General features: G+C 69.2%; 25 protein-coding genes and 1 pseudogene. 17 read left to right on the top strand and 9 right to left on the bottom strand.

Annotated features, from left to right (window positions below; genetic code table 11):
• The first annotated feature begins 27 nt into the window (after nt 1-27).
• Both VHS75_RS06640 and VHS75_RS06635 read left to right on the top strand, forming a co-directional pair.
• A complete protein-coding gene (locus tag VHS75_RS06640; RefSeq protein WP_329637824.1) occupies nt 28-324 on the top strand; it encodes a helix-turn-helix transcriptional regulator in 297 nt (98 codons plus the stop codon).
• An 85-nt stretch (nt 325-409) separates the two neighbouring features.
• On the top strand, nt 410-1,039 hold the full coding sequence (locus VHS75_RS06635; RefSeq protein WP_329637823.1) for a hypothetical protein: 630 nt from the start codon (nt 410-412) through the stop codon (nt 1,037-1,039).
• Between the two features lie 273 nt (nt 1,040-1,312).
• Here the strand turns inward: VHS75_RS06635 and VHS75_RS06630 are convergent, their stop codons facing one another.
• Both VHS75_RS06630 and VHS75_RS06625 read right to left on the bottom strand, forming a co-directional pair.
• Nucleotides 1,313-1,498, bottom strand: a complete 186-nt coding sequence (locus VHS75_RS06630) for a hypothetical protein (RefSeq protein ID WP_329637822.1) — start codon at nt 1,496-1,498, stop codon at nt 1,313-1,315.
• A gap of 142 nt (nt 1,499-1,640) precedes the next feature.
• Nucleotides 1,641-2,036, bottom strand: a complete 396-nt coding sequence (locus VHS75_RS06625; RefSeq protein WP_329637821.1) for a VOC family protein — start codon at nt 2,034-2,036, stop codon at nt 1,641-1,643.
• A 197-nt stretch (nt 2,037-2,233) separates the two neighbouring features.
• Between VHS75_RS06625 and rplU the strand changes: the two are divergent.
• From rplU to proB, 5 genes and pseudogenes are all read left to right on the top strand, one after another.
• A pseudogene (gene rplU, locus VHS75_RS06620) lies at nt 2,234-2,761 on the top strand (50S ribosomal protein L21); the annotation flags it as partial.
• Nucleotides 2,762-2,943: 182 nt separating this feature from the next.
• Nucleotides 2,944-3,216, top strand: coding sequence for a 50S ribosomal protein L27 (gene rpmA / locus VHS75_RS06615; protein WP_329637820.1), 273 nt, complete (start codon nt 2,944-2,946; stop codon nt 3,214-3,216).
• A 129-nt stretch (nt 3,217-3,345) separates the two neighbouring features.
• A complete protein-coding gene (locus VHS75_RS06610; RefSeq protein ID WP_329637819.1) occupies nt 3,346-3,882 on the top strand; it encodes a GNAT family N-acetyltransferase in 537 nt (178 codons plus the stop codon).
• A 223-nt stretch (nt 3,883-4,105) separates the two neighbouring features.
• Entirely contained in the window at nt 4,106-5,161 is a 1,056-nt protein-coding gene (obgE, locus tag VHS75_RS06605; RefSeq protein ID WP_329637818.1) for a GTPase ObgE, read from the top strand.
• A complete protein-coding gene (proB, locus tag VHS75_RS06600) occupies nt 5,149-6,282 on the top strand; it encodes a glutamate 5-kinase (RefSeq protein WP_329637833.1) in 1,134 nt (377 codons plus the stop codon). The genes obgE and proB overlap by 13 nt, the downstream gene beginning before the upstream one ends.
• Nucleotides 6,283-6,421: 139 nt before the next feature.
• On the opposite strand, the gene VHS75_RS06595 is transcribed toward proB, so the two are convergent.
• Nucleotides 6,422-7,009, bottom strand: coding sequence for a nucleotidyltransferase family protein (locus tag VHS75_RS06595; RefSeq protein ID WP_329637817.1), 588 nt, complete (start codon nt 7,007-7,009; stop codon nt 6,422-6,424).
• Between the two features lie 29 nt (nt 7,010-7,038).
• Here VHS75_RS06595 and moaA point away from each other — a divergent pair, with 29 nt between their 5' ends.
• Genes moaA through glp form a run of 6 tightly spaced genes read left to right on the top strand, consistent with a single transcriptional unit; the run spans nt 7,039 to nt 11,038 of the window.
• Nucleotides 7,039-8,067, top strand: coding sequence for a GTP 3',8-cyclase MoaA (moaA, locus tag VHS75_RS06590; RefSeq protein WP_329637816.1), 1,029 nt, complete (start codon nt 7,039-7,041; stop codon nt 8,065-8,067).
• A gap of 3 nt (nt 8,068-8,070) precedes the next feature.
• Nucleotides 8,071-8,310 (top strand): MoaD/ThiS family protein, encoded by a 240-nt coding sequence (locus VHS75_RS06585; protein WP_329637815.1) that lies wholly within the window; start codon nt 8,071-8,073, stop codon nt 8,308-8,310.
• Nucleotides 8,307-8,792 carry a molybdenum cofactor biosynthesis protein MoaE gene (locus VHS75_RS06580; protein WP_329637814.1) on the top strand — a complete coding sequence of 162 codons (486 nt, stop codon included), beginning with the start codon at nt 8,307-8,309 and terminating at the stop codon, nt 8,790-8,792. The genes VHS75_RS06585 and VHS75_RS06580 overlap by 4 nt, the downstream gene beginning before the upstream one ends.
• The gene (moaB, locus tag VHS75_RS06575; protein WP_329637813.1) at nt 8,789-9,337 is read left to right on the top strand and encodes a molybdenum cofactor biosynthesis protein B; all 549 of its coding nucleotides are present in this window, start codon (nt 8,789-8,791) and stop codon (nt 9,335-9,337) included. Before VHS75_RS06580 ends, moaB begins: the two co-directional genes overlap by 4 nt.
• A 46-nt stretch (nt 9,338-9,383) precedes the next feature.
• On the top strand, nt 9,384-9,851 hold the full coding sequence (gene moaC / locus VHS75_RS06570; protein WP_329637812.1) for a cyclic pyranopterin monophosphate synthase MoaC: 468 nt from the start codon (nt 9,384-9,386) through the stop codon (nt 9,849-9,851).
• On the top strand, nt 9,848-11,038 hold the full coding sequence (glp, locus tag VHS75_RS06565) for a gephyrin-like molybdotransferase Glp (protein ID WP_329637811.1): 1,191 nt from the start codon (nt 9,848-9,850) through the stop codon (nt 11,036-11,038). Before moaC ends, glp begins: the two co-directional genes overlap by 4 nt.
• Here the strand turns inward: glp and VHS75_RS06560 are convergent.
• Entirely contained in the window at nt 10,984-11,946 is a 963-nt protein-coding gene (locus VHS75_RS06560; RefSeq protein WP_329637810.1) for an XdhC family protein, read from the bottom strand. The two genes, glp and VHS75_RS06560, sit on opposite strands and share 55 nt — an antisense overlap.
• Nucleotides 11,947-12,078: 132 nt before the next feature.
• On the opposite strand from VHS75_RS06560, the gene VHS75_RS06555 reads away from it, so the two are divergent.
• Complete coding sequence (locus tag VHS75_RS06555) at nt 12,079-12,954, top strand: bifunctional regulator KidO (RefSeq protein ID WP_329637809.1); 876 nt, start codon at nt 12,079-12,081, stop codon at nt 12,952-12,954.
• Nucleotides 12,955-13,168: 214 nt separating this feature from the next.
• On the opposite strand, the gene VHS75_RS06550 is transcribed toward VHS75_RS06555, so the two are convergent.
• Both VHS75_RS06550 and VHS75_RS06545 read right to left on the bottom strand, forming a co-directional pair.
• The gene (locus VHS75_RS06550; protein ID WP_329637808.1) at nt 13,169-14,071 is read right to left on the bottom strand and encodes a PEPxxWA-CTERM sorting domain-containing protein; all 903 of its coding nucleotides are present in this window, start codon (nt 14,069-14,071) and stop codon (nt 13,169-13,171) included.
• A gap of 119 nt (nt 14,072-14,190) precedes the next feature.
• Nucleotides 14,191-15,402, bottom strand: a complete 1,212-nt coding sequence (locus VHS75_RS06545; RefSeq protein ID WP_329637807.1) for a Xaa-Pro peptidase family protein — start codon at nt 15,400-15,402, stop codon at nt 14,191-14,193.
• Between the two features lie 56 nt (nt 15,403-15,458).
• On the opposite strand from VHS75_RS06545, the gene VHS75_RS06540 reads away from it, so the two are divergent.
• Together VHS75_RS06540 and VHS75_RS06535 are read left to right on the top strand one after the other, a co-directional pair.
• On the top strand, nt 15,459-16,370 hold the full coding sequence (locus VHS75_RS06540; RefSeq protein ID WP_329637806.1) for an aminotransferase class IV: 912 nt from the start codon (nt 15,459-15,461) through the stop codon (nt 16,368-16,370).
• Complete coding sequence (locus VHS75_RS06535; RefSeq protein WP_329637805.1) at nt 16,367-17,092, top strand: hypothetical protein; 726 nt, start codon at nt 16,367-16,369, stop codon at nt 17,090-17,092. The genes VHS75_RS06540 and VHS75_RS06535 overlap by 4 nt, the downstream gene beginning before the upstream one ends.
• Here VHS75_RS06535 and VHS75_RS06530 read toward each other — a convergent pair.
• The 3 genes from VHS75_RS06530 to VHS75_RS06520 all read right to left on the bottom strand — a co-directional run bounded on the left by VHS75_RS06530 (nt 17,089) and on the right by VHS75_RS06520 (nt 20,453).
• Nucleotides 17,089-17,979: a dienelactone hydrolase family protein gene (locus VHS75_RS06530; protein ID WP_329637804.1), complete on the bottom strand. Its 891-nt coding sequence runs from the start codon at nt 17,977-17,979 to the stop codon at nt 17,089-17,091. The genes VHS75_RS06535 and VHS75_RS06530 overlap by 4 nt on opposite strands.
• Nucleotides 17,980-18,150: 171 nt before the next feature.
• Nucleotides 18,151-19,650: a sigma-54 dependent transcriptional regulator gene (locus VHS75_RS06525; protein ID WP_329637803.1), complete on the bottom strand. Its 1,500-nt coding sequence runs from the start codon at nt 19,648-19,650 to the stop codon at nt 18,151-18,153.
• 110 nt (nt 19,651-19,760) lie between these two features.
• On the bottom strand, nt 19,761-20,453 hold the full coding sequence (locus VHS75_RS06520) for a hypothetical protein (protein WP_329637802.1): 693 nt from the start codon (nt 20,451-20,453) through the stop codon (nt 19,761-19,763).
• Nucleotides 20,454-20,607: 154 nt separating this feature from the next.
• Between VHS75_RS06520 and VHS75_RS06515 the strand changes: the two genes are divergently transcribed.
• Nucleotides 20,608-22,428: an alkaline phosphatase family protein gene (locus tag VHS75_RS06515; protein ID WP_329637801.1), complete on the top strand. Its 1,821-nt coding sequence runs from the start codon at nt 20,608-20,610 to the stop codon at nt 22,426-22,428.

Genomic DNA, 22,428 nt, shown 5'->3' with positions numbered 1-22,428 from the left:
TCTTTGGGTCTGGTGGCGGTGAGTGAGATGAACAGCAGCGTGGATATAATGGTCGGCCGGCGTCTGCGGGCGCGGCGCAGGTTGTTGGGCTATTCGCAGCAGAATCTAGGCCAAGCCTGTGGGGTCACCTTCCAGCAGATCCACAAGTACGAGGCCGCCGTCTGCCGCATGTCGGCGGTGATGCTGTGGAAGCTGTCGCAGGTGCTGGAGGTGGACGTGGGGTACTTCTTCGGAACCCTCACCGACGATGAGATCAGCATCGCCCGGCGCCACGACCTAGCGATGTCCCGCGAGATTCCGCGCGAAATGAGCGACATGGTCTAGGGGTGCGGGCGGCGATAGTGCCCGCCGGGTCGTAAATTCACTTTTTGTTCCGGAATTCGCGGCCTTCCGAGATAGACTTCCGGCGATGGCCAGCCGCTTCCGCACCCTCCCTTACGACGAAGGTCTCGCCCAGCGGGTCCTCGACCGTATCGCCGAGGGCGCCATGCTGCGCGACCTCTGGCGCGACCCGAGCCTGCCCACCCGCGGCGACCTGCGCCGCTGGCGCCACGCCGACCCGGCCTTCGACGCGCGGGTGCGCGAGGCAGTGAACCGCGCCCGCGGCCGACGCATGACGAGCTATGACGAGGCCGTGGCAGAAACCATCTGCGTGCGCCTGATCGAGGGCGAGAGCCCGCGCGGCATCTGCCTCGACCCGGCCATGCCCAGCCTCATGACCGCCTACGAATGGCGCAGGACCCAACCCGCCTTCGACCACGCCCTGGCCGTCGCCCGCGAGCTCCAGGCCGACCGCCTGGGCGAACAGGGCTGGGAGATTGCCCGGTCGATCACGCCCCAGACCGCTCGCGCCGCCGCTACGCAGCTCACCCAGCTCCGCTGGTGGGCCGGCAAGCTCAGCCCCAAGAAATACGGCCGCCACAAGCCCGTCGACCCCACCGCGTCCGGGCGGCGGGTGCAGCACGTCTATGTGAAGCGGTTCACGGACGCGGGGGAGTCGGGCAATGAGGCCACGCCCCCAAAACCTCCACCGCCCTGAGTTGAATCGACACGCAACGGCGTTGGAGTTCGGCTTCCCCTCCCCCTTGCGGGGAGGGGTCAGGGGTGGGGGTGCAAGCTGTGAGGCGAGTGTTCTCGCCCCCCAAGCGCGGCGTTGACACCCCCACACCCAACCCTCTCCCCGCAAGGGGGAGAGGACTTTGCAGTGCTCATTGCGAGGGCGCTGGGGCTGCACTTGGCTCACCTCATAGGACCGCTGCCGAGCGCCGAGACAGGCGCCGGCGCTTGTGTCCGCACCGCCGGGCAGCGCGCCCTATGACCCGGCGCAGGCCGGCACATAGTTGGGATGGCTCCAAAGGACGTAGGCGAAGACCGCCAGCAGCAGGAGCCCGATCAGCCCCAGCCGGTTCGCGGTTCTCACGGCCTGGGCGCCGGGATCCTCGATGTGGTGGTGGACGTGTTCGGTCCGCTCCGGTGGTGTGCGATCCGGTCGCCGCATGCCTCACCCCTGCCGACCGGCCCTCTTTAGGAGGGCTGGCCGCCCATAAATCCCAAGGCAGAATGCTGGTCATCGAATTCAAGGAGAGAAAGGGGCGCCCGAGTTTTGCCAGGGCCGGAGATCGGAATTCCTTAGGCAAAGTTCAGAACGTCCATGCCCCCAGTTGGAGCACGACGCGGTATCCGTCGGGGTCTTCGAATGTCCGCCCCTGACGATCCCAGTAAGGATTGAATGAGGGAACCTCAGGGAAGCCGGCGTGGCGCATCTGCTCGACGGCCTGACGCCATCGCTCGTCGCCCGGCATGTAGAGGACGACGAGGTTGTGTTGAGTGGGGGCTCTCCCAACTCGGTGGCCTTTGGCATGGGTGAATTCGAAGTGGTACGGCCAACCCTTGCGGCCGAGCACTATGCCGTCGAAGCCCTCATGGTTTTCGAACCGAAGGAGCAGATTCAGCCCGAGCCCGTCCCGATAGAAGGGAAGCAGCGCGTCCAGGTCGTCGCTAGGCCGTGCGATGCGGAGTTGGGTGTCGCTATCCACCCGCGAGACGTAGGATCAAGGCGAAGCCTAAACAACATTCGCCAGGCTTCTGCGGTCCCCTCATTCACGAGGGGCAGAATCCACACCCATTCGTTGACACCGCGCGCTCGATCCGTATAAGTCCGCCGCTCTTCGCTCGCGGGTCCCTCGCGGGCGCATTCCGTTTTGCACATATAGTGAAGTTGAAGGCGCGAACGATGTACGCGGTGATCAAGACCGGCGGCAAGCAGTACCGGGTTTCTCCCGGCGACCTGATGGTCGTCGAGAAGCTGGCTGGTGAGCCCGGCGCCAATGTGGCCTTCGGCGACGTGCTGATGGTGGGTGAGGGCGAGGCCGTCGTGGTCGGCGCCCCGACGGTGGCCGGCGCTTCGGTGTCCGCGACGCTGATCGAGACCCGCCAGGGCGAGAAGGTGAAGATCTTCAAGAAGATCCGCCGCCAGGGCTACCGCCGCACCAAGGGCCACCGCCAGCACGAAACCGTGCTGCGGGTCGTGGGCGTCACCGGCGCCGACGGCAAGGAAACCAAGTGGGACGGCACGGTCGACATGACCACCAAGGGCGAGCTGAACGCGCGCGCCCGCGGCCTGATCTTCGTGAGCCCCGAGGCCCAGCGCGAAGCCGCTGCCGCCAAGAAGGTCCAGACGCCCAAGGCCAAGACCGCCGCGGCCAAGCCCGCGAAGGCCGCCCCCAAGGCTAAGGTTGAGGCGAAGGTTGAGGCTGAAGCCGCTTCGGCGACCGAGGCCAAGGCCGCGCCGGCCAAGAAGGCCGCTGCGCCTAAGGCGAAGGCCGAAGCCAAGACCGCGGCTCCGGCCGCTGAAAAGAAGGCTGCTGCGCCGAAGAAGGCTGCTGCGGCTCCGAAAAAGGACAAGTCGGCCAAGTAAGGCCGGCTCAGGTTTAGGAGGCCACCATGGCTCACAAGAAATCAGGCGGCTCCTCGCGCAACGGGCGCGATTCCGCCGGCCAGCGTCTGGGCGTGAAGAAGTTCGGCGGCGAGAACGTGCTCGCCGGCAACATCCTCGTGCGTCAACGCGGCACCAAGTTCTGGCCGGGCGACAACGTGGGTCTTGGTCGCGACCATACCCTCTTCGCCACGGCCACCGGCGCTGTGAAGTTCATCACCAAGCGTGACGACCGCACCTACGTGAACGTGGTCATGGCCGAGAACACCAACACCAAGTAGTAGGCAACCGCCTTTCTCCGGTTCGCCTGCGGGCTGAACCGGACAGACGAACCCAAGCGGGGAGTCCGGTCAGCAACCGGGCTCCCCGCTTTCGTTTTGGGCCCCACTAGAGGGCCGGGAGGTAGGAAAATGTGTGCAGTTGACGTGACCCCCGTCGTCTCGACGGAACGGCTGATCCTTCGTGGGCCGGTGGTGACCGACGCTCCGGCGATCGCCAGCCTCGCCAACGACCTCAACGTGGCCGGCATGACCACCTCCATGCCGCATCCCTATGGCCTGGAGGACGCCGAGGCGTGGGTGCGCCACGCCCAGGCCTGCGACTGGCAGAACGAGGCCATGTTCGTGATCGAGCACCGCAGCTTCGGCGTGGTTGGCCTGCTGGGCTTCGATCACAAGCGAGGCCTGCGGGCCGAGATCGGCTATGCGCTCGGCCGGCCGTTCTGGAACCGCGGCTACGCCACCGAAGCGGTGCGCGGGGCTTTGCGGTGGGTGAAGCGGGACTGGAGGAAGTCCATCGTCGTGGCCGGCCACTTCGCCGACAACCCGGCGTCCGGCCAGGTGCTCTGCAAAGCCGGCTTCCTCTACACCGGCGACGTCGAGCAGCGCCCCTGCACGGCCCGCAACGGCCGCGCCGTGCCGACGCGGATGATGGTGTGGCTGGCGTAGCTTCCATGTCGTCCCAAACTCGTCGTCATCCCTCCGGTCAGCTGAAAGCTGATCCGGGGGACCCAAGCGGACTTGCGAAATGGCCTGCTCAGCTTGGGTCCCCCGGATCGCCTCTTCGGGCGACCGGAGGATGACGATTGAAAAGAAGGACCCTCGGGCGACCGTGGGATGACGAGGGTGGGTGTGCTATCTGCCCTCTCCAACAAGGCTCCTGAATTCTCCGATGAAATTCCTCGACGAGTGCAAGATCTTCATCAAGTCCGGCAACGGCGGCGGCGGGGCCGTGTCGTTCCGGCGGGAGAAGTACATCGAGTACGGCGGCCCGGACGGCGGCGACGGCGGCAAGGGCGGCGACGTCTGGATCGAGGCGGTCGATGGCCTGAACACTCTGATCGACTTCCGCTACCACCAGCACTTCAAGGCCGAGACCGGCGTCCACGGCATGGGCCGCAACCGCCATGGCCACAACGGCGCCGATTCCACCCTCAAGGTTCCCGTGGGCACGCAGGTGTTCGCCGAGGACAAGGAGACCCTGCTGCTGGACATGGACGTGGCCGGCAAGCGGGTGCGCCTCTTGAAGGGCGGCAACGGCGGCTTCGGCAACACCTATTTCAAGGGCCCGGTGAACCAGGCGCCGATGCACGCCAACCCCGGCCAGGAGGGCGAGGAGCAGTGGATCTGGCTGCGCCTGAAGCTGATCGCCGACGTGGGGCTGGTCGGCCTGCCGAACGCCGGCAAGTCGACCTTCCTGGCGGCGGCGTCCGCCGCCAAGCCGAAGATCGCCGACTATCCGTTCACGACGCTGGCCCCCAATCTCGGCATGGTCGACCTGTCGCTGGGCGAGCGCTTCATCCTGGCCGACATCCCGGGCCTGATCGAAGGCGCGTCCGAGGGTGCGGGCCTAGGCGTGCGGTTCCTGGGCCACGTGGAACGCACGGCCACCCTGATCCACCTGGTGGACGGGACGCAGGACGACGTGGTCGAGGCTTGGCGCACCGTGCGCCACGAGCTGGAAAGCTACGGCGAGGAACTGGCCGACAAGACCGAGTTCCTGGTGCTCTCGAAGGTCGATGCGCTGGACAAGGAGACCCGCAAGGCCAAGGCCAAGGCGTTGGCGAAGGCCTCCGGCGCCAAGGTGCGCCAGGTCTCCGGCGTCTCCGGCGAGGGCGTGACGGAGCTGCTGCGCGAGGCCTATGCCCTGGTGCGCCAGCGCAAGGGCGAGGCGGCCGAACAGGCCATCGCCGACGGCGGCGAGGCGCCCGCGGACTGGGCGCCGTGAGCGGCCTGGCTTCTGCCAAACGGATCGTCGTCAAGGTCGGCTCGGCTCTGCTGGTCGGGGCCGACGGCGCCAACGCCCATTGGCTGGCCGCCTTCGCCGCCGATGTGGCCCGCCAGCGCGCGCGGGGCCAGCAGGTGCTGGTGGTGTCGTCCGGCGCTGTGGCGCTCGGGCGCCGACGGCTGAAGCTGACGCGCCGCGCCCTGACCCTGCCGGAGAAGCAGGCCGCCGCCGCCGCCGGCCAGTCCGGCCTGATGCGCGCCTGGGAAGAGGCCCTGGAGCCACACGGCATCTCCGCCGCCCAGATCCTGCTCACCCGCGACGACACCGAGGTTCGCCGCCGCTGGCTGAACGCGCGCGCCACCGTCGAGACCCTGCTGGCCCTGGGCGTCGTGCCCGTCGTCAACGAGAACGACACGGTGGTCACCGAAGAAATTAGGTATGGCGACAATGACAGATTGGCCGCTCGCGTCGCTCAGATGATCGGAGCGGACCTGCTGGTCCTGTTGTCGGACGTCGACGGCCTCTACACCGCCGACCCTCGCCGCAACCCGGCCGCCGAGCACCTGCCGCGCGTGACCCGCCTGACCCCGCAGATCGAGGCCATGGCCGGCGGCGCCAATGCGAGCGCGGGCGTCGGCACCGGCGGCATGACCACCAAGCTCGCCGCCGCCCGGATCGCCAGCGCCGCGGGCTGCGCCACCGTCATCACCCTGGGCAGCCGCCCCTCGCCGCTGCAGGCGGTGGAGGATGGCGAACGCGCCACGGTGATCGAGCCCTCCACGACGCCGGCGGCGGCGTACAAGGCCTGGATCGCCGGTTCGTTGGCGCCAGCGGGCGCCCTGGTGGTCGATGAGGGCGCCGCCCAGGCTGTGCGCCGCGGCAAGAGCCTGCTGGCCGCCGGCGTGCGCCGCACGGAGGGTCGCTTCGACAAGGGCGACGCGGTGGTGATACGCGACGAAGCCGGCCACGAGATCGCCCGCGGCCTGGTCCGCTACGAGGCCGACGACGCGGCGAAGATCTGCGGCCTGAAGAGCGAGGCCATCGAGGCGACGCTGGGCTACACGTCAGGCCCGTTGGTGCACGCGGACGACCTGGCGCTGGGGGCGCACGCGCCGGCCTGACTCAATCCCGCCGCTCATCATCCTCCGGTCGCGCGAAGACGCGAACCGGGGGACCCAAGCGGCCTTGCCTCATCATGCAGCTCAGCTTGGGTCCCCCGGATCAGCCTGCGGCTGACCGGAGGATGACGGCTTTAGAGAACTAGCGATTGAGATCGCCGCGCACATCCACGTCGAACAGCACCCCGTCATCCGGGCTCTCCACCAACGCCAACCGCTCACCCAGGCCCTGCAGCACGCCCCGCGCGCCGGCGTCGCCGGTCAGGGCCAGGAGATCGGGGAAGAGGTCGCGGCCCAGCAGGACGGGATTGCCGCGGCGGCCCTGGAACACCGGCGCGGCGGCCTGCGCGCCCGCGATCACCGCCTCGGCCATCCGGCGCAGCACGGCCGTGGGCACGCGCGGCATGTCGCCCAGGAACACGAAGGCCCCATCCGCGTCGGCAGGCAGGCTGGCGACGCCGGTGCGGAGCGATGCGCCCATGCCCTCGGCGTAATCCGGCGCATGGACGACCAGGACGCGCGGGTCGAAGGACCGCGCCGCGGCGGCCACGGCTTCGGCGTCCGCGCCGATCACCACGGTGACGCTGCGCACCGGCGCGGCGAAGGCGGCGGCCAGCGCCCCCTCCAGCAGCACGCCCGCGCCCCAGGCCGCCAGCAGCTTCCCGCCGCCAAACCGGCTGCCCGATCCCGCGGCCAGAACAACGGCCTCGAAGGCATCCCCTGTCGCCAAGGCCTCTTCCTCTCTATGTTGGGCGCTGCATGACGCCCTACGATGCCTCTTCGCCGCAAGGCTCGCGTGGATTGACCGACAGCTTCGGGCGCACGGTGACCTATCTGCGCGTCTCGGTCACCGACCGCTGCGACCTGCGCTGCGTCTATTGCATGAGCGAGCACATGGTCTTCCTGCCGAAGGCCGAGGTGCTGACGCTGGAGGAGCTCGACCGCATCGCCAGCGCCTTCGTGAGCCTGGGGACGCGGAAGCTGCGCATTACCGGCGGCGAGCCCCTGGTGCGCAAGGGCGTCATGGGCCTGTTCCAGAACCTGGGGCGGCACCTGAAGTCCGGGGCTCTGGACGAGATCACCCTCACCACCAACGGCACCCAGCTGGCGCAGTTCGCCGGGCGCCTGGCCGAGGTGGGGGTGAAGCGGATCAACGTCTCGCTGGACACCCTGAAACCCGACCTTTTCCGCACGCTCACCCGCGGCGGCGACCTTGGCAAAGTGATCGCCGGGATCGACGCGGCCCAGGCCGCCGGTCTCCGCGTGAAGATCAACGCCGTGGCGCTGAAGGACGACAACGCCGCCGAGTTGCCCGACCTGATCCGCTGGGCGCACGGGCGTGGGCTCGACATGACCCTGATCGAGACCATGCCGATGGGCGAGGTCGAAGCCGACCGCACCGACCAATACCTGTCGCTGACGGCGCTCAGGGCCGAGCTGGAAAGCTTCTGGACGCTGAAGGACCTGGCCGTCACGACCGGTGGGCCGGCGCGCTATGTCGAAGTGGCCGAGACCGGCGGGCGGCTGGGGTTCATCACCCCGCTCAGCCACAATTTCTGCGAGGCCTGCAACCGCGTGCGGCTGACCTGCACCGGCACCCTGCACACCTGCCTGGGGCAGGAGGACGCCGCAGACCTGCGCGCGGTGATCCGCAGCGGGGCCGACGACGCGAGCCTCATCGAGGCGATTCGCAACGCCGTCGACGCCAAGCCCAAGGGCCACGACTTCCACATCGCGCGCGCCTCCGCGCCGGCGGTCGCGCGCCACATGTCGACGACCGGAGGCTGAGCCGTGGCGCGGGTGCTGCTGTTCGGGCGCCTGAGCGACCTGGCCGGCTGGCGCGAGCGGCAGGTGGAAAGCCCGTTCCTCTCGGCGCTGAAGGCGAGGCTGGCGGACGAGGACGCCGGCTTGGGCGAGGCGCTCGCCGGCCCCGGCGTGCAGGTGGCCCTGGACCAGGTGATCGTGCGCGGCGACGCAGCCTTGAACGCCGCCACAGAGGTGGCCTTCCTGCCTCCGATGAGCGGCGGATGACCCTCCTTCCCCAAGGCTTCGGAGGGCAGGTCCGGCTGACCTTCGATCCCTTCGATCCGGGCGCCCTGCTCACCGAATTCTGCAGGGGCCGCTCTGAGGTCGGCGCCGTCGCGACCTTCACCGGCATCGCCCGCGCCGAAGCCGGCGCCACCGTGGCCCTGGAATTGGAGGCCTACCCCGGCTTCACGGAGGCTGAGATCGGCAAGATCGCCGATGGCGCCAAGACCCGATTCGGCCTCGACGATTTCGCCATCCTGCACCGGGTCGGAAAGATCGCGCCCGGCGAGCCGGTGGTGTTCGTGGCCACCGCCGCGCGCCACCGCCGCGCCGCCTTCGAAGCCTGCGACTTCCTGATGGACTACTTGAAGTCCAAGGCGCCTTTCTGGAAGAAGGAGCATGGCCCCGACGGCACCCGCTGGGTCGAGCCCCGGGACCAGGACCACGCCGATCTCAAGCGGTGGGACAAGGAGACCTCCACATGAACGCCCTCACCCCCGGCGGCCGCATCGACGAGAAGCAGGCGCTGAAGCCCGTCCGCATCGCTATCCTGACCATCTCCGACACCCGCGACGAGGAGAGCGACACTTCCGGCCACGTCCTGGCCGAGCGGGTGAAGACGGCGGGCCACGAGCTGGTCGACAAGGCGATCTGCAGGGATTCGATCGTGGAGATCCGCGAGAAGATCGAGGGCTGGGTCGCCTCCGGCTTCGTCGAGGCCATCGTCGCCACCGGCGGCACCGGCATCACCGGCCGCGACGTGACGCCCGAGGCGATCGAGCCGATGTTCGACAAGAAGCTCGACGGCTTTTCGGTGGTCTTCCACATGGTGAGTTACCAGTCGGTGGGGCTCTCGACCCTGCAGAGCCGCGCCACGGCGGGGATCGTGAAGGGCGTCTTCGTCTTCTGCCTGCCTGGCTCCAACGGGGCGGTGAAGGACGGCTGGGACAAGGTGATCGCCCCTCAGCTCGACAGCCGTCACGGCCCCTGCAACATGGTCGAACTCATGCCCCGGCTGCTGGAAACGTGACCCTCCTTCGCCAAGGCTTCAAAGCTCCCCAAGGGAGCGCAGTAGGATGAGCCAGCTCAGCCACATCGGCGAGGACGGCCGCGCGCGGATGGTCGACGTGTCGGACAAATCGTCGACGGCGCGAGAGGCGGTGGCGCAGGGCTTCGTGCGGATGAGCGCGGCAACGCTTGCGCTGGCCGTGTCCGGCGAGGCCGCCAAGGGCGACGTGCGCGCGGTAGCCGAGATCGCGGGCGTCATGGCCGCCAAGAAGACCTCCGACCTGATCCCGATGTGTCACCCGCTGGCTTTGTCGAAAGTCGAGGTCCGAGTGGAGCCCGCGGACGGCGGCCTGGCGGTGACGGCGCGGGTCAAGACCACTGGCCCGACGGGCGTGGAGATGGAGGCCCTGACGGCGGTCTCAGTCGCCTGCCTGACGCTCTACGACATGCTGAAGGCCGCCCAGAAGGACATGGTCATTGAGGCGGTGCGCCTGGTCTCCAAGACCGGCGGCAAGAGCGGGGACTTTGCGGCGTGAAGCTGCTGGCGGTCGACGACGCCCGCGCGCGGATGCTGGCGGAGATCGCACCGCTGGGCGCCGAGACCGTGCTGCTGGCGCAGTCGATCGGCCGGGTGCTCGCCGAAGACGTCGCCGCGGTGCGTGACCAGCCCCCGTTCGCGGCCTCGGCCATGGATGGCTGGGCCGTGCGCGGCGCCGACACCCCGGGCGTGTTGAAGATCGTCGGCGAGAGCGCGGCGGGGCATGGCTTCGAGGCCTCGGTGGGCGCGGGCGAGGCGGTGCGGATCTTCACCGGGGCGGCCATGCCGGTGGGCTGCGACGCCATCGTCATCCAGGAAGACGCCGAGCGGGACGGGGAGACTGTGCGGGTCCCGGCGGTCGCGGCCGAGCATTTCGTCCGCCCGGCAGGCGGGGACTTCAAGGCCGGGTCCGCGCTGCTGACACGGGGCTCGCGGATCGATCCCTGGCGGCTGTCGCTGGCGGCGTCGGCGGGACGGGCGGAGGTTTTGGTCTACGCGCGGCCCCGCGTGGCCCTGCTCTCCACCGGCGAGGAGATCGTCGAGGCGCCGGCGACGCCCGGACCGTTCCAGATCTACGATTCCGGCGCCCCGGCGCTGGCGGCGATGGTCGAGGGTTGGGGCGCGAGCGTGGTCCGCGCCAAGCCCGTGCGCGATGACCTCGACGCGGTGATCGCAGCCCTGCGCGACGCCGAGGCGGACCTGATCGTGACGGTCGGGGGCGCTTCAGTCGGCGACCACGACCTGGTGCGCGCGGCGGGCGAGGCGTTGGGGCTCTCGCTTCGCGTGGCGAGCGTCAGTGTGCGGCCAGGCAAGCCGACCTTCTTCGGGGTGCTGGGCGACGGGCGGCGGCTGCTGGGCCTGCCGGGGAACCCGGCCTCGGCCTTCGTCTGCGCCGAGATGTTCCTGAAGCCGATCGTCAGCGCCTACCAAGGCGCTCCGACCGAGCCGGTGACGATCACCGCGCGCCTGGCGCAGGCCTTGCCGGCCAATGGCCCGCGCGAGCACTGGATGCGGGCCAAGCTCACCTATGAAGATGGCGGCGTGATCGTGCGGCCCTATCGTGACCAGGACTCGTCCCTGGTCAGCGTCTTCGCCGCGTCGGACGCCCTCTTGCGGCGGTTGGCCGGCGCTCAGGCCGCCGACGCCGGCAGCGTGGTCGAGGTGCTGCCGCTCCCGCGCGCATAGCGCAGCGCCATGATCTCGCCGATCACCGAGACGGCCACCTCCCAGGGCGCCTTGCCGCCGATATCGAGGCCGATGGGGGCGCGCAGCTTGGCGAAGGCGCTCTCCGGCGCGCCCTCGGCCCGCAGAGGGGCCAGCCGATCGGCGATCCGCCGACGCGCGCCCAGCAGGCCCACATAGGCCGCCGCCGACGGCAGGGCCGCGCGCAGGGCGGCGCGGTCGGTCTCCAGGTCGTGGGTGGCGATGGCGATGGAGGTCCACGGATCGACGCCGATGGCGGCGAAGGCCTCGGCGGGCTCGGCGCGGCTGTAGCCGAGGCCCGGGATCGGCGGGCCCTGCGGCGGCCCTTTGGGGCGGACCAGCGTGGTTTCGAGCTCCGACTGAGCGCCCAGCTGGGCGATGGCCAGCGCTGTCGGATCGCCGCCGACCACGATCAGCCGGGGCGTCGGCTCATACCGTCGCACCACCTGCGCCTCCGGCCAGGGCGAGAGGTCCTCGGCGCATTCGCGCGCGACGCCGTCGCTGACCCAGACCACCGGCCGGCGATCCCGATAGGCGGCCAGCAGCTCCTCCAGCGCCCGGTCGTCGGGCGCCACCCGCTCCAGGAAGATCTCGATCCGGGCTCCGCAAAGCAGCTGGATGTCTGGCCAGGGGCTGCCCTCGCCGTAGACGAGGGTGCGCGGCGCGCCATCGGCCAGACAGGCGTAGGCGTGGTCAGCCACATCGCTTTCCACGCAGCCGCCGGAAAAATAGCCGGCGACGAAGCCCCCCTTTCCAGGATTGGGCGCGAAGACCATCTGGGTCCCGACGGGCCGTGGGCCGCCGCCCTCCACCGCCGTCAGGGTCGCCAGCGTGCAGGCGAGAGACGCCTCGCGCACCCGCGCCAGCGTTGGCCGAACATCGTCGGTCATGCCGAACAGGGGCCACTCGGGGAGGGGTTCACGCTCGGACAATATTTACTCCCTGGAAAGGTCCTGGATACGGCTTCTTAGGCATCATAGGCCCAACATGCCGGCTCATTGGAAGCGCCTGAGTCGCCAAGTATGTTCTCCCCGATCAGCAAGCTAGGCCTTGGTTCGGGCCAGTTCGGCCTTGACCAGCAAGCGGGCGCCCGTGGGCGGCCGCGTGACGCCGAGGCGCGTGAAATCCTGGCGATCGCGGCGCGCTCGGGCCTGGGCGTGCTGGAGGTCGGCCGTCATCCGAATTCCGCCGAGATCACGCTGGGTCAGGTGCTGCCCAAGCCGCAACCCTTCAAGCTGACCGTCACCACTGTGCGTCCCGATCGCGGCGCCGATCTGGTGGAAGCCGAGATCCGCGGCCAGCTGGCGCGCCTGGGCGTCTCCTCGGTCGACGCGATCCTGGCGCCCTCGGCCACCGACCTCTTCAGCGCTCACGGCCCCGAGCTCTGGGACCGCCTGCGCAAGCTCCGCGACGAGGGTCTTTGCCGCCAGATCGGCGTCTCGGTCTATGCCTCCGACGATCCGGTGGGCCTGGCCAGGCGGTTCAAGCCCGACCTCGTGCAGGCGCCGGCCTCGCTGCTCGACCAGCGGATGCTGATCGACGGCACGCTCGCCGAGCTGGCCGGCATGGGCGTCGAGATCCATCTGCGCTCGATCTTCCTGAACGGCCTGCTGTTCCTGCCGCCCGATCGGGCGCCGCATCACCTGAAGGCCGCCGCCGGGCGGATCAGCCGCGCGCGCCGCCTGATCGCCGAGGGTCGCTCCGATCCGCTACAGGCCGCCCTGGGGTTCGCCCTGTCGCGGCCGGAAGCCTCCTGCGTTCTGGTGGGGGTCGCCTCGGCCGCCGAGATGTCCGCCGTGGTCGCCGCCGCCATGAGCCCGCCGCCGGAGCTCGACTGGGACGAGATGGCGCTGGACGATCCCGACGCGCTCGATCCCCGCGCCTGGGCCGCCGCTTAGGGCCTTCTAGATGCTCCCCACAGGGGAGCTGTCAGCCCCCGGGCTCGGCCGAAGGCCGACCCGAGGATAAACTCCGCTGACTGAGGGGGTTTCATCCCCGGCGCTTGGGATTTCGTCTGCCGTGGACTCGGCGGCTGGAACCCCCTCCGTCTCGCCGCTGCGCGCCGATCCACCTCTCCCTTAATCGCGCTTCGCGCCGGGGGAGGATCTGGGTTCAGGCCGTTACGGCCGCCCGCCGGCGGCGCGACCGCAGCACCGCGCCCAGACCGCCGAAGCCCATGAGCATCATGGCCCAGGTCGCCGGCTCGGGCACGGTGAAGGTGCTCGTGGTCATGTCGGAGCCTGAGACGAACTGGATGTGACCGCCGGTATTGATCAGCTGGCCGGTGAGCGAGAGCTCCGAGAACTGGAAATCGCCGCCCTTCGTGTCGATGAACATCCCGGAAAGCTGATCCCCGCCGGAGGTCTGCAGAACGTTCCCGGACGAACCGTCCAGGTCCCAGAAGATGTGATTGGCGGTGACGCCGCCGGTCAGGCTCATCACTTGATTGGTGTTCACATTGCCCGCGGTGCGCAGGACGAAGATGTCGTTCGCGTTCCCCGAAATCGTCAGAGGAGCATTCTGGAGCGACGAGAAGGTGATCACGTTCAGCCCCGAGACCGCGCCGGTGTCGGTGATCGTGGTGGTGTTGCTGAGCGAGCCGAACGTCTGGGTGGTGGACAGCCCGTCCAAGTAGGTCTGCAGACCCTGCGCCTCGGTGAAGGCGTCCGCGGTCACGGTCGACGATACCAATGTCTTGCTCGGTATCGTCTGCAGCCCATTGAAGCTGGTGAGCAGGGCTGAGGTGTCGGCGAAGGCGCCGCCGGTGATGCTTCCGTTGCCGCCGCCCGAGGTTGAAACCGAGGAGCCGTCGCCAACCAGGACCTTGCCGGCGATAGGCCCGCTGTTGATCATGAGTGAGGCGTGAGCCCCGACCGAGACGATCCCGTACGGCGAAAGGTCGGGGATTGACGGGAAGACCGCCGCTTGCGCGGACGTCGCGCCGAAAAGCGCGGCGGCCAACAACGATGCTGCTCCCAGGCCGGCGATCTGCGAACGGCGCTCTTGGCTCAGCATCTGACTTCCCAACGGGCAAGCCCCGCGACGGCGGGGTGAAGACTTATGGTAAAGGTCCGCCCTCTCGGGCCGGAATACAATCAGGTTCGCCTGTCGGGCGAGCGGACGGCCTTCGCAGCTCAGTTCCGCGCCGGGAAGGGTTCCTCCAGGTTGAGCTGGGGTTCCGTAAACCAGGCCGCGCCGTCGGCCGTCACATAAAAGTGGTCCTCCAGGCGGACCCCGAAGGTCTCCGGGATCACGATCATCGGCTCGTTCGAGAAGCACATGCCGGGCGCGAGCAGGGTCTTGTCGCCGCGCACCAGATAGGGCGCCTCGTGGATTGAAAGCCCGATGCCATGGCCGGTGCGGTGCGGCAGGCCCGGCAGGGCGTAGTCGGGACCGAAGCCGGCGGCTTCCAGCACGCGCCGCGCGACGGCGTCGATCTCCTCGCAAGCGACGCCCGGCTTCACCGCGGCGAAGGCGGCGGCCTGCGCCCTCTTCTCCACCTCCCAGACGCGGCGGTGCTCGGCGTTGGGGGTTCCGAAGACATAGGTGCGGGTGATGTCGGAGTTGTAGCCCTGGACCCTGCAGCCGGTGTCGATCAGCACGAGGTCGCCGTCGGCCAGTTTCTGCTCGCCGGGCAGGCCGTGGGGATAGGCCGAGGCGTGGCCGAACTGCACCGCGCAGAAGGACGAGCCGTCGTCGGCGCCGAGCGCGCGGTGCGCCTGGTCGATGAAGCGGCGGACCGCGGTGGTGGTGATCCCGGCCTTCAGGATGCGCGCGGCGCGGCGGTGAACCTCGAGCGTCATGGCCTTGGCCTGGCTCATCAAGGCTAGCTCGGCCGGCGACTTGATCATCCGGCAGCCGTCGATGATGGGCGCGCCGTTGAAGGTGTGGACGTGGGGCACGGCCAGGCGCAGGCCGTCGAAGGCGAAGAAGGGCAGGGCCGGGTCGATAGCGAGGGTCTTCGCGCCCAGGTCGGCGAGGACGCGGGCGGCCAGCGCGTAGGGGCTCTCGTGCTCTTCCCAGAGCACGATCGGAGCTTCGATCCCGAGGGAGGCCTCCAGCGAGCCCAGCTCGAAGCGGGGGCAGACCATGACAGGTCCGCCCTCGCGCGGCAGGATCATCGCCACCAGCCGCTCGGTGGGGTTCCAGCCGACACCGGCGAAATAGCGCAGCGACGGGCCTGCGCCGACGATCAGCGCCTCGACGCCGATCTCGTCCATCAGGGCCTGGGCGCGGGCGAGGCGCTGGGCGCGCTCGCCGGCGGTGATCACGGGCGCGGGGTTGGGCCAGGGGCCGAGCGTCGCCAGTTCGGCTTCCGCCGTCGATCCGCCGATGCCGCTGCTCATGGCTGAAGCTCCTCTGCTCTGGCGTCCCTCTATGTCCGCAAATAGAACTGCGGACCATGCCCGGAAGCCAGGACTTCGCCACCGATCCGCGCAACGCGGACCTTCTGATCTACGTCAGCGGCGCCCTTGTGCCGCGCGCCGAGGCGAAGGTGTCGATCTTCGACGCCGGCTTCGTGCTCGGCGACGGGGTCTGGGAGGGCCTGCGGCTGCACAAGGGCGGGCTGCTGTTCCTCGAGACGCACCTCGACCGGCTCTATTGGGGCCTGGAGAAGATCGAACTCGACATCGGCCTTACCCGGGAGGCGCTGACAGCGGAGATCCGGCGCACGCTGGACGCCAACCGGATGACCGACGGCGCGCATCTGCGCCTGATGATGACCCGCGGCGAGAAGGCCGCCGCCAACCAGGACCCGCGGAACTGGCTGGGCAAGCCGACCATCGTCATCACCGCCGAGTACAAGCAGCCCTCGCCGGACATCGTCACGCGCGGCCTGTCGCTGGCGACCTCGCAAGTCGTCTGCACCCCGGCCGAGATGTTCGACATGCGGCTGAATTCACACAGCCGGCTGAACCTGATCACCGCCCTGCTGGAGGCCATCAAGGCCGGGGCCGACGAGGCGGTGATGCTGGACCCCGGCGGCCATGTCTCGAGCTGCAACGCCACCAACCTTTTCTGGGCGAAGGATGGGCGGGTGCGGACCTCGGGCGGGCAGTTCTGCTTTAACGGGGTGACGCGGGCCAATGTGATCGCGCTCTGCGAGGCCAACGATATTCCGCTGGAGCAGGGGCATTTCCCACTGTCCGACCTGCACGGCGCCGACGAAGCCTTCGTGACCGGCACCTTCGGCGGGCTGACGCCGGTTCGCGAGGTGGATGGCCATGTCCTGCCGGCGGCGCTTCCGGGGCCGGTGACGGCGCGGCTCCGGGCGCTCTATGAGGCGCTGAAGGACGCCGATGCCGCGGCATGACGATCGTGCGGATCGCCATGTGGTCGGGGCCGCGGAACATCTCCACGGCGATGATGCGCAGTTTCGAGAACCGGCCCGATTGCGCGGTGGTCGATGAGCCGTTCTACGCGGCCTATCTGGCTGAGACCGGGCTGGACCACCCGATGCGCGACGAGGTGCGGGCCGCCCAGCCGCAGGACTGGCGCGTGGTGGCCAAGGCCCTGATCGAGGCCGAGCCCGCGCCGGTCTTCTACCAGAAGCACATGACCCACCACATGGTCCCGGGTTTCGGCCTCGACTGGGCGGACGCCTGCGTGAACGCCTTCCTGATCCGCGATCCGGCGGCGGTGCTGGCCTCCTATGTGCGAAAACGGGCCGAGGTGGCGTTGGAGGACATCGGGGTCGTGCGTCAGCGCGAGCTGTTCGACCGCGAGGCCGACCGCCTGGGCCGGGCGCCGCCGGTGGTCGAGGGCGCAGACGTGCTGGCTGACCCGCGCCGGACGCTGGGCGCGCTCTGTGCGGCCTTGGGCGTGCCGTTCGCCGAGCAGATGCTGCACTGGCCCGCCGGACGACGCGAGAGCGACGGGGTCTGGGCGCCGGCCTGGTACGAGGCGGTGGAGCGCTCCACCGGGTTCGCCGCGCCCGAGCGCGCCAAGGCGGCGCCCCTGACCGACGACCTCCGAAGGATCGCCGACCAGGCGCGGCCGCACTACGAGGCGCTGGCGCGCTTCAAGCTGAGCTAGACGAGGTTGCGCTTGTAGAGCGCCGTGAGTTCCGCCCAGGCCTTCTCCGCGCCGGCCTCGTTGTAGACGGCGCTGCCCTTGACGCACCAGCCGTGGTTGCAGCCGTCGTAGACCAGGACGGTGGCCTTCTTGCCGGCGTCGGCGAAGGCCTTCTTCAGCACGTCCTTGTCGGTGGGCGCGCGCTGGTCGTCGTTGGCGGCGACGGCGGAGTAGACCTCTGCCTTCATCTTCGGAATCAGCAGGTGCGGGCTGGCGGGCGTCTGGGTGACCAGGCCGCCGCCATGACAGGTGACGGCGCCCTTGATCCGGTCGGGCAGGACCGCGGCGGTGCGATAGACCAGCGGGCCGCCCATGCAGTAGCCCTGGGTCCCGGCGCCCTTCTTCTTGTCGGTCTGCGGCTGGGCGTCGAGGAAGGCCAGGAAGGCGGAGGCGTCGCCCTCTACAGCGCCTGGCGCGCCGATGCTGGCGGCCATGGGCATGAGCTGCGCCCGTTCGTCAGGCTTGCCGAAGTCGAGCTTGACGGTCTCCGTGGCGCGGGCCTTGCGATAGAACGGGTTGGGCACCAGGACCACATAGCCTTGGGCGGCCAGGCGCCGGCCCATGTCGCGGAACGCGGGCCTGAGCCCCATGATGTCGGTCCAGATCAGCACCGCGGGCCATTTGCCCTTGCCCTGCGGATAGAAGAGCGCGGCATCGCAGGTCCCGTCGGCCGTCTTGATGTCGACGTCCTTCTCGGTGACCGTGGCCTCGGCGTGGGCCATGCTCGCCGACACCGAGGCGGCGAGGCCCGCGGCGGCTGCGGCGGAGAGGCCGAAGGCCCGGCGGGAGATCGGGGTCTCCGGCGCGAGAAGGGTGCCTTCGAATTGATGGATTTCGTCGTCGCACATGTGAGCTGCCTCCCAAGGATTTGGACCTGAAGGGTCGGCGCCAATGTTACGGCGTTATTTCCGCTAGGGAAGCAGCAGAGTCGTTCGTCCGCTCAGGCGGTCTTGGCCTTGCGGTCGCCGGCCTTGGCGAGGCGGATCAGGACCGCCAGCCTTGCCTCGCGAGAGGGGGCTTCACGCGACCTGCGCGTCGGCGTCTTCGACGGTTTCATCGCTGCCTCCCTTGATCACGTCGTCCAGGCCCTGTTCGCGGACCTTGCGGTAGAGCGTGGAGCGGCCGATGCCGAGGCGGCGGGCCACCTCGCTCATGTGGCCGGCGTAGATCTCGATGGCGAGCTGGATCAGGTCGCGCTCGATCTCCTCCAGGGTGCGCAGATGGCCGCGCTCGTCGAGGATGCGCACCGGCACCGCCGACGGCATGTCGGGGATCATCTGGCCGACCGCGGGCGCCAGGGCGGCGAAGCTCGCCGCCACCGGCTCAAGGGCGTGGATCGGCGGGGCGACGCCGCTGATCGACGGGAAGTCGTGCGGTTGCAGATAGGGAGCGTCGGCCAGCACGATGGCGCGGTAGACCGCGTTTTCCAGCTGGCGCACGTTGCCCGGCCAGTCGAAGGCGGCCAGGCAGGCGACGGTCTCGGGCGTGGCGCCGACGACGGACTTGCCTTCCTCGATGTTGAACCGCTTCACGAAGGCGTCGACCAGGGCCGGCACGTCCTCCTTGCGCTCGCGCAGCGCCGGCGCCTCGATCGGGAAGACGTTCAGGCGATAGAAGAGGTCTTCGCGGAACCGCCCTTCCTTCACCGCCAGGCTGAGGTCGCGATTGGTCGCCGAGACGATGCGCACGTCGACCTTGATGGCGCGCTTGCCGCCGACCGGATCGATCTCGCTTTCCTGCAGGGCGCGCAGCAGCTTGACCTGGATGTCGAGCGGCAGCTCGCCGACCTCGTCGAGGAACAGGGTGCCACCGTTGGCCTCCTGGAACTTGCCCAGGTGCTTGTCGGTGGCGCCGGTGAAGCTGCCCTTCTCGTGGCCGAACAGGATCGACTCCACGAGGTTCTCGGGGATCGCGCCGCAGTTCACCGCCACGAAGGGCTTGCCGGCCCGCTCGGACGAGCCGTGGACGGCGCGCGCAATGACTTCCTTGCCGACGCCGCTTTCGCCGGTGATCAGGATCGGGATGGCCGACCTGGCCGCCCGCTCGCCCAGACGCTTGACCAGCGTCATGGCCGGCGAGCCGCCGATCAGGTCGTCGAAGCTGGTGCGGCCCGAGGCATGCTTCTTCAGCCGGTCGACCTCGCCCTTCAGGGCGCCCATGGACAGCGCATTGCGGATCGAGACGATGATCCGCTCGGGCGCGGCGGGCTTGATGAAGAAGTCCATGGCGCCGGCCTGCATGGCCTGCACCACGGTGTCGATGCCGCCGGTGGCGGTGACCACGATGACCGGCTGGGCGAAGCCGCGGGCGCGCATCTCGACCAGGGTCTCCTGGCCGGAAATGCCCGGCATCACCAAGTCGAGCAGGATCACATCGACGGTCGCGCCGGATCCCAGGCGTTCGATGGCCTGGTCGCCGCTCTCAGCGTGCGCGACGGCGAAGCCCTCGCGCTCGAGGACTGCCTGGATCAGCCGACGCTGCGTCGGGTCGTCATCGACGACGAGGACCGTTTTGGCCATATGAAGACACCCACCATAACCGGCCGCCGCCTCGTGGACGAAAGCTCCTGTTGTCACGAATTGATACAGGACAGGGGTGAAGAACGGGTTTCGGAGACCTGAGTCAGGCGTTAACGGCCATCGTCCGGCACGATCGGCCGGCCGGAGACCGTGTCGACCCATTGGTAGACCACATGGGTCGAGACGGGACGGGCTTCGCCGGGCGCCGCGGGTGTCGCCGGGATGCTCACGACCGGCGTCAGCATCTGCCGGGCGATCTCCTCGCCGGGCGCGGTCTTGGGCGCGGGCTCAACCTCCGCCACCTTGATCTCGGTGACCTGGATGTCGGCGACCTTGTCGCTGACGTTGGCCACAGCGGTGTCGGCGGCCGGCGCGCATTGCAGCTGGGCCCCGAGCCCCCGCAGGAAGCCGCGCCGTGCATAGCCGGCGGTCGCGGCGGCCTGCAGCGCCTTATCCTTGGAGTCCGCACGGGTCAGGAAACGCACATAGCCGCGGTAGGGGATCATGCCACGGGCGTAGTTGAGCGCCATGTGGACCTTGCTGGCCTTGACCCGCTCGCCGTCGACGTCGGGGCCCAGCACCTGATTCAGCGCCAGGATCTCCTGGGGGATGCTCTCGCAGGCGGGCGCCGCTGGCGCCCGATAGGGATCGGCCTGCACCTGCTTCAGTATCGGCGGGATGTCGGCGCCGGTCAGGCCGAGGCCGTTCTGCGAGCCCGGCGTCACCTGAGCCGGGGCGGGGGCGGCGATCACCGTCGCAAGGGCGAGGGTCAGCCCGCCGGCGGTTTGAGCCATCTGGACCATGGGTCCGGTCTCTCCTGCTGGCCCCTCCCGTCGCTTCCGGCCTAAACCCCCGAACTTGCTTCGGGTTCAAACTGGAGGCGTCCATCACGCAGCGTTGAAACCAAGCTGTCACGAAGCCTCGCCATGGTGCGGCCCTTCGTCCACGGGGCTCTTCATGACGCTTTCCAGATTCGCCGCCGCGGGTGCGCTCGCCGCGGCTGTTTTGTTTTCGGCGTCAGCTCAGGCCGCCCCGCGCAACGTGATCATCTTCGTCGCCGACGGCCTGCGCTCGCACAGCGTGACGCCGGAAACCGCGCCGGCGCTGGCGGCGGTGCGATCCGAGGGCGTGGATTTCGCCAACAGCCACTCACTCTATCCGACGGTCACCACGCCGAATTCCTCGGCCATCGCCACCGGCCATCTGCTCGGCGACACCGGCGATTTCGGCAACACGCTGTTCGTCGGAGAGCCCCTGCCGGCGCCTTACGGATCGTCGCTGGCCGGCATCGAGGATGACGACCTTCAGCTCCTCCTGAACCAGCGGTTCGCCGGCAACTATCTCGGCGAAACCACCCTGCTGGCCGCGGCCCGGGCCAAGGGCTATTCGGTCGCCGCGCTCGGCAAGCACGGGCCCACGGCGATCCAGGACGTCACCTCGCGCGACGGCAAGGGGGTCATCGAGCTCGACGACGACACCGGCGGCCGCGACGGCGGCCACGGCATTCCCCTGGACCCGCAGATCACCGCGGCGATGAAGGCCGCCGGCCTCGACACCCTGCCGCCGGACCGCGGCCTGAACGGCGGCGGCGGGTCCTTCAACATGGCCGGCGTGCTGGTGGCCAATGTGGAGCAGCAGAACTGGTTCGCGGGCGTCGCGACCCAGGTGCTGTTGCCGAAGTTCAAGGCGGAGGGAAAGCCGTTCATCCTGCTCTTCTGGTCGCGCGATCCCGACGGCACCCAGCACGGCCAGGGCGACAGCCTCAATGCGCTGGAGCCCGGCATCAACGGGCCCACTTCAAAGGCCGCGATCCGCAACGCCTCCAACGACCTGCAGAAGCTGCGCGACGCGCTGAAGACGCTGGGCCTGGACGCGAACACGGACATCGTCGTCACCGCCGACCATGGCTTTTCAACCATGTCGCGCGAGGCCCATTCCAGCCCGGCGTCCAAGTTCGCCTATCGCGACGTGCAGCCGGGGTTCCTGCCGCAGGGCTTCCTGGATATCGACATGTCGATCGAGCTGAAGCTCAAACTTCATGACTCCGCGGGGTCGGAGGTCGTTCCCAAGGATGGCTTCTATCCCAGGCGCGGCTCGCTGCTGGGCCCCGATCCGGCGCACCCGCAGATCATCATCGCCCCCAACGGCGGCACCGACCTGATCTATCTGCCCGGTCCTGACGCGAAGGCGCGGGCGGCGCAGGTCGTCGAGTTCCTGACGCGGCAGGAGTACGTGGGCGCGATCTTCGTCAACGACGCCCTGGGCTCCATCCCCGGCGCCCTGCCGATGAGCCGGATCGGCCTGATCGGCTCGGCGCGCACCCCGCAGCCCTCCATCGTCCTGTCGTTCAAGAGCTGGTCGACCGGTTGCGCCGACCCGGAGATGTGCGGCGTGGAGTTCGCCGACTCCGGCCAGCAGCAGGGCCAGGGCATCCACGGCTCGTTCGGGCGCCAGGACACCCACAACTTCATGGCCGCGATCGGGCCGGACTTCAAAGCCGGCTTCGTCGATCCGGCGCCGGTCAGCAACGCCGACTGGGCCAATACCCTGGCGCATATCCTGGGCCTGCAGCTCTCCGACAACGGCCGCCTGCGCGGGCGGGTGATGGCCGAGGCGCTGGCCGACGGCGGGGCCCCGCCCGAGGCGCGGGCGGTGACCGTGCGCTCCGAGCCGGCGGCGAATGGTTTCGTCACCGTGCTCAACGCCCAGGAGACGGCCGGCGAGACCTATTTCGACGCCGCCGGCATGCCCGGACGGACCCTCGGGCTGAAGCCCTAG

Source organism: Phenylobacterium sp. (assembly GCF_036264965.1).
Taxonomy (GTDB): Bacteria; Pseudomonadota; Alphaproteobacteria; order Caulobacterales; family Caulobacteraceae; genus Phenylobacterium.
The sequence above is the reverse complement of the archived record's forward strand: the minus strand, read 5'-3'. Positions and strand labels throughout refer to the sequence as shown.